This is a genomic window from Modestobacter sp. SYSU DS0904 (assembly GCF_054051115.1).
Window position 1 is genome coordinate 71,797 of record NZ_JBJHAQ010000019.1, and the last position, 6,015, is coordinate 77,811.

Here is a 6,015-nt window from a genome sequence, read left to right on the forward strand (position 1 = left end):
CCCCGTTACCGTGGTCCGTCGGACACGGCACCCGGCTGGTCACCAGCGGGCGCCGTCACGGCCACAGGAGCAGGTACCGGCGAGGAGGACACGTGGACGCGTGGGACGACGCAGCTGACGGGTTCCCCGACCGCGACCGCGACTTCGGCGGGGAGTTCGGGCGCGACCCCGACGGTGGGCCGGGTCACCCGCCGCTCACCATGGAGGAGCGGGCCGGGGTGCTCGACGACCTCGCCGAGCTGGAGGTGTTCCGCACCCTGCTGGAGCCCACCGGCGTCAAGGGCATCGTCGTCGACTGCCCGGACTGCCAGGAGGAGCACCACGTCGACTGGGCGCTGATGCAGGCCAACCTGCGCCAGCTGCTCGACGAGGGACAGACCGGCCGGCACGAGCCGCCGTTCGACCCGAACCCCGACGACTACGTCAGCTGGGACTACGCCAGCGGCTACGCCGACGGGATCGCGGCGCTCGCCGAGCGCGAGGAGCCGACCGGCCGGCACGGCACCGGCGGCCGGCACGCCCGCGAGGACTGAGCCTGCCTCGCCGAGCCACCGGGCCCGAGCCGCCCTTCCGCCTCTGACGCCGCGCTGCGGCACGGACCCACGGGCCCCGCGGCGGCTCTGGGTCGGGCTCAGCCGGCCCGGGGTCAGGGGTCAGACGTCAGGGGTCAGACGTCAGGGGTCAGGTCATCATGCCGCGGCGGAAGCCGGTGGCGACCGCCTCGGCGCGGTCCTTGGCGCCCAGCTTGCGGAACAGCCGACGGGCGTGGGTCTTGATGGTGTCCTCGGACAGGTAGAGCTCGCGGCCGATCTGGGCGTTGCTCTTGCCCTGGCTCATGCCGGTGAGCACCTGCATCTCGCGCATCGACAGCGCGACCGCGGGGGTCTCGGGGACCGTCGAGCGGACGGTCGTGGGGGCCAGCCCGGCCAGCGGGGTCGCGCCACCCCAGGACGGTCCGGACGACGGGCCACCGGCACCGGCCATCACCTGGTGCGGCATGCGGCTCGCAGCGGCCAGCGACGGCGGCCGGCCGGGCTCGCTGCGCATGCCGGTGCGGGAGAGCCCCAGACCGAGCTCCAGCGGGCTGGCGTCCCACCGCAGGTAGCCGCGGGCGCCGGCGGCGACGGCGGCGCGCACGGAGTCGCCGTCCTCGGGGGCGCCGAGCACCAGGACCCGCAGCGCGGGGTGGGTGCGGAGCACCTGGGTGGCGACCGACAGGCCGCTGTCGGTGGCGCGCTGCGTGCCGACCAGCAGGACGTCGGGCAGCCGGTTGTCCAGCCGCGCCATCAGCGAGGCCGGGTCACCCACCGCCTCGACCCGGCTGACGAAGGGCAGGGCGAGGAGCCGGGCGGCCACCTCGTCGCGCACCCGGCGACGCTCGTCGAACACCCAGACCACCGCGCCGTTGCCGCCGTTGCCGCGCATCCTGTCCTCGATCACCGTGTGCTCCCGTTCTGCACCGGCTGGGAGCCGGCGCCGTACCGGTCCGGGCGCGAGCCCGGTCCGATGGCCGGGAACGGGGTGCGCCCCGCTCCCGGGGGGTGCCGCCACTCCGACCCCCGTACGGGTGTCGGGGTGTCCCCCACCCCGGTGGTCGGCACTCCCTGTGACCACCTTGATCGCTCGGGTGACCGGAGGACAGCGCCCGTCACCCCGGGGGGTGAGAGCTGCGCGGACGACGTCGGCCGGGGGCGACGCGATGCACACCCCGACGGATCTCGCACGACGAAACGTGATCAGCCGTGTTTGCCGCCGACTGCGCGGGGGCACCCGCTGCTCCGTGACCGGGCAGACCCCCCGGTGCATCCGAGCCGAGGAGGTCCAATGGCCGACATCCGCCGACTGCCCACCCCCGTCGCCGAGGTCTGGGACTGGCAGCTGCACGGCGCCTGCCGGGGCGAGAGCACCTCGCTGTTCTTCCACCCCGACGGCGAGCGCGGCCCGGCGCGCGCCCGCCGCCAGGCCGCCGCCAAGGCCGTCTGCGGAACGTGCCCCGTCATCGACGCGTGCCTCAAGCACGCGCTCGCCGTCCGGGAGCCCTACGGGGTCTGGGGCGGCATGAGCGAGGAGGAGCGGACCCGGCTGATCGCCGCCGAGCCCGCAGCCATCGCCGCCGGGGTCTGAGCACCGGGGTCTGCACCGCTGGGCGGGGAAACCCCCACCGCCCACACATGCCGAGAGGGCCGGTCCGCCGTCATGTCGGACCGGCCCTCTCGGCATGAAGGACCCCTCTGCCCCCACCACTCGCACGCTCGCGGCGGGACCCTGCAGAGGGGTCACCCCCGGTCGGCCGAGCGTTGCGCCCGACCGACCGGCGGACCTGCTAGTGGCTGTGCCCGTGGCCGTGCGAGTGCCCGTGGGTGTGGTGACCGCCGTCGGCGGACTCCTCCTCGGCGGGCTTCTCCACGATCGCGGAGTCGGTGGTGAGCACCATCGCGGCGATGGACACGGCGTGCGCCAGCGCGGCCTTGGTGACCTTGACCGGGTCGATGACGCCCTGGGCGGCCAGGTCGCCGAACTCGCCGGTCGCGGCGTTGAAGCCCTGCCCGACGCCGAGCTCGCGGACCTTGCCCACGACGACCGGACCCTCGAAGCCCGCGTTGGAGGCGATCAGCGACAGCGGCGAGTCGACCGCCTTGCGCACCGAGCGGGCGCCGATGAGCTCGTCGCCGGTGAGGTCCAGCGCGTCGATCGCCGTGGCTGCGTGCACCAGCGCCGAGCCGCCACCGGGGACGACGCCCTCCTCCACCGCAGCGCGGGTGGCGGCGATGGCGTCCTCGATCCGGTGCTTCTTCTCCTTCATCTCGACCTCGGTGGCCGCACCGACCCGGATGACGGCGATGCCGCCGGCCAGCTTCGCCAGCCGCTCCTGCAGCTTCTCGCGGTCCCAGTCGGAGTCGGTCGCCTCGATCTCCTTGCGGATCTGGGCGACCCGGTCGGCGATGCCCTCGGACGTGCCGCCGCCGTCGACCAGCGTGGTGTCGTCCTTGGTGACGGTGACCCGGCGGGCGGTGCCGAGCACCTCCAGGCCGACGGCGTCCAGGGACAGCCCGACGTCCTCGCTGACGACCTGGCCACCGGTGACGACGGCGAGGTCGGCCATGAACGCCTTGCGCCGGTCGCCGAAGAACGGCGACTTCACCGCGACGACCTTGACGGTCTTGCGGATGGAGTTGACCACCAGGGTGGACAGCGCCTCACCCTCGACGTCCTCGGCGACGATCAGCAGCGGGCGGCCACCGGTCGAGAGCACCTTCTCCAGCAGCGGCAGCAGGTCGGCCAGCGCGCTGATCTTGCCCTGCACGAGCAGCACGAGGGCGTCCTCGAGGACGGCCTCCATCGACTCGTTGTCGGTGACGAAGTACGGCGACAGGTAGCCCTTGTCGAACTGCACGCCCTCGGTGACGTCGAGGTCGGTGGTCATCCCGTTGGCCTCTTCGACGGTGATGACGCCGTCCTTGCCGACCCGCTCCATCGCCTCGCCGATCAGGTCGCCGACCGTCGCGTCCTGGGCGGAGATGGTGGCGACCTCGGCGATGGCGCCACGGTCGTCGACCGGGATCGCGACCTTGTCCAGCGCCTCGTGCACGGCGTCGACGGCGGCGCGCATGCCGCGGCCCACGGCCATCGGGTTGGCGCCGGCGGCCACGTTGCGCAGGCCCTCGTGCACCAGCGCCTGGGCCAGCACCGTGGCGGTGGTGGTGCCGTCACCGGCGACGTCGTTGGTCTTGGTGGCGACGTTCTTGGCGAGCTGGGCGCCGAGGTTCTCGTACGGGTCCTCGAGGTCGATCTCCCGGGCGATCGTCACGCCGTCGTTGGTGATCGTCGGGGCGCCGAAGTTCTTGTTGATGACGACGTTGCGGCCGCGGGGGCCGAGGGTGACCTTGACGGCGTCGGCGAGCTTGTCGACACCGCGCTCGAGGGCGCGCCGGGCGTCCTCGTCGAACAGGATGATCTTGGCCATTGCCAGACCTCTCTCAGGGTGTTGCGGAGGAGAACAGGGGCGTACGACGACCGCCCCGGGACCCGGTGGTTCGGGTCGCCGGGGCGGTTGAAGGACCCCGTCCTTCTCACCCCTCGCAAGCTCGGGGCGAGCCTCTGGACGGGGCCGGCGTCGCTGAGGTGGGTGCTTGTCTTACTTCTCGACGACGGCGAGCAGGTCGCGCGCGGACAGGACGAGGTAGTCCTCGCCGCCGTAGCGCACCTCGGTGCCGCCGTACTTCGAGTAGATGACCACGTCGCCGACGTTGACGTCGAGCGGGACCCGGTTGCCGTTGTCGTCGACGCGGCCGGGGCCGACCGCGATGACGGTGCCCTCCTGCGGCTTCTCCTTGGCGGTGTCCGGGATGACCAGACCGGAGGCGGTGGTGGTCTCGGCCTCGTTGGCCTGGACGACCACGCGGTCCTCGAGCGGCTTGATGTTGACCTTGGTAGCGGTCGTCACGGGGTGACGCCCCCTTCGGTGTCGGACGGGTACTCGGAAGGTCGTGCGGTGGTGCAGATGCTGTGGCACGGAACCGCGGGGCTGCCGTCGCGGGGGTCAGCCACCGGCCGTGTCGTTGGCACTCTACCCACGTGAGTGCCAGCCACTCAACCGGGTCGCCCACCCGGGCGACAGCGGGGTGGGCCAGGCTGGTGGGCGTGTCCAGTGCCCACCCCCAGGCGGAGTCCGGCGACCAGGCCGCCGAGACGGTCCGCCAGCTGCGGGAGGTCGCCACCCCGGCCGGCACCGCGGCCCTCGAGCGCGCGGCCGCGCTGCTGGCCGACCGGACCGACGCGGTCGCCGCGCTGACCCGGCTGCGCGCCGAGGTGGGCGTGGGGCTCGCCGGGCCGGCGTGGGGCTTCGCCCGCCAGCGCGAGCGCGCCCGGGCCGCCTTCGGCGCCGACGCCGACCGGCTCCTGTTCACCGGCGATACCCTGGAGCAGGCCGGCCGCCCGGTGCTGGCCACCCGGCGGGCGCACCGGCTGCTGGCCGGCGGCGCCGCGGAGGTGGCCGACCTGGGGTGCGCCGCCGGCACCGACACGATCGCGCTGGCCCGGGCGGGCGCGCGCGTGGTGGCCGTCGACCGGGACCCGGTCGCCCGGGAGCTCACCGGGCTCAACACCGCGGCGCTCGGCCTGGCCGACCGCGTGCGGGTGGTCGACGCCGACGTCGTCGACCTGGTGGCCGCGGCCGCCGACGGCCGGGTGGCCGGGTGCGACGCCGCCGTCCTGGACCCGGCCCGGCGGGCCGGCGGGCGCCGGCTGCTGGACCCCGACCGCTGGTCGCCGCCCTGGTCGACGGTCACCCGGCTGCTCGACGCGCTGCCCACCTGCGTGGTGAAGGTGGCGCCGGGGCTCGACCACGACCGGGTGCCGCCCGGGGTGGAGGCCGAGTGGGTCTCGACCGGCGGGTCGATCGTCGAGGCGCTGCTGTGGGGGCGCGGGGTGTCGGCCACCTGGCGCCGGGCCGCCCAGCTGCAGCCCGACGGCACGGTGCTGGAGCTGACCGCCGACGCCGACCCCGGGCGCACGCCGGTCGCGGGCGTCCGGGCCTGGCTGCACGAACCGGACCCGGCGGTGATCCGCTCCGGCCTGGTGGCGCTGGTGGCCGACCGGCTCGGCGCCACCGGGATCGACCCCACCATCGCCTACCTGACCTCCGACGCCCCGGCGGACCCGGTCTGGGTGAGCTCGCTACGGGTCACCGAGGTGCTGCCGTTCCACCTCAAGAAGCTGCGGGCGCTGCTGCGTGCCCGCGGCGTCGGCCGGGTCACGGTGAAGAAGCGCGGTTCGGCGATCGAGCCCGAGACGCTGGCGCGGCAGCTGCGCGGCCCCGGCAGCGGGACCGCGGTCGTCGTCGTCACCCGGGTGGCCGGCGCGCCCACCGTGCTCGTCTGCGACCCCCCGTGACGCCCCGTTTCGGGGGGGGGGGGGGGGGGGGGGGGGGGGGGGGGGGGGGGGGGGGGGCGGGGTCGGGCGGGGGGGGGGGGGGGGGCGGGCGGTGCGGGCGGGGGGGGCCGCGGGGTCGGGCGG

6 protein-coding genes are annotated in these 6,015 nt (G+C 74.9%); 3 read left to right on the forward strand and 3 right to left on the reverse strand.

Annotation, left to right across the window (positions count from 1 at the left end; translation table 11 throughout):
* The first annotated feature begins 92 nt into the window (after positions 1-92).
* Positions 93-533 carry a DUF5319 family protein gene (locus ACI79U_RS13570; RefSeq protein WP_457063778.1) on the forward strand — a complete coding sequence of 147 codons (441 nt, stop codon included), beginning with the start codon at positions 93-95 and terminating at the stop codon, positions 531-533.
* A 148-nt stretch (positions 534-681) separates the two neighbouring features.
* Here ACI79U_RS13570 and ACI79U_RS13575 read toward each other — a convergent pair whose 3' ends face one another.
* Entirely contained in the window at positions 682-1,440 is a 759-nt protein-coding gene (locus ACI79U_RS13575) for a response regulator transcription factor (protein WP_457063780.1), read from the reverse strand.
* Positions 1,441-1,824: 384 nt separating this feature from the next.
* On the opposite strand from ACI79U_RS13575, the gene ACI79U_RS13580 reads away from it, so the two are divergent.
* Entirely contained in the window at positions 1,825-2,124 is a 300-nt protein-coding gene (locus ACI79U_RS13580; protein ID WP_457063782.1) for a WhiB family transcriptional regulator, read from the forward strand.
* Positions 2,125-2,323: 199 nt separating this feature from the next.
* Here ACI79U_RS13580 and groL read toward each other — a convergent pair whose 3' ends face one another.
* Both groL and groES read right to left on the reverse strand, forming a co-directional pair.
* A complete protein-coding gene (gene groL / locus ACI79U_RS13585; RefSeq protein WP_457063784.1) occupies positions 2,324-3,964 on the reverse strand; it encodes a chaperonin GroEL in 1,641 nt (546 codons plus the stop codon).
* Between the two features lie 171 nt (positions 3,965-4,135).
* On the reverse strand, positions 4,136-4,444 hold the full coding sequence (groES, locus tag ACI79U_RS13590) for a co-chaperone GroES (RefSeq protein ID WP_014742799.1): 309 nt from the start codon (positions 4,442-4,444) through the stop codon (positions 4,136-4,138).
* A gap of 197 nt (positions 4,445-4,641) precedes the next feature.
* Here groES and ACI79U_RS13595 point away from each other — a divergent pair, with 197 nt between their 5' ends.
* Positions 4,642-5,892 carry a THUMP-like domain-containing protein gene (locus ACI79U_RS13595; RefSeq protein WP_457063786.1) on the forward strand — a complete coding sequence of 417 codons (1,251 nt, stop codon included), beginning with the start codon at positions 4,642-4,644 and terminating at the stop codon, positions 5,890-5,892.
* Positions 5,893-6,015 lie beyond the last annotated feature (123 nt).

Excerpts from the sequence above, each read along its gene's own strand:
- ACI79U_RS13580 (WP_457063782.1), top strand. The coding sequence starts at position 1,825 with ATGGCCGACATCCGCCGACTGCCCACCCCCGTCGCCGAGGTCTGGGAC.
- groL (WP_457063784.1), bottom strand. The coding sequence starts at position 3,964 with ATGGCCAAGATCATCCTGTTCGACGAGGACGCCCGGCGCGCCCTCGAG.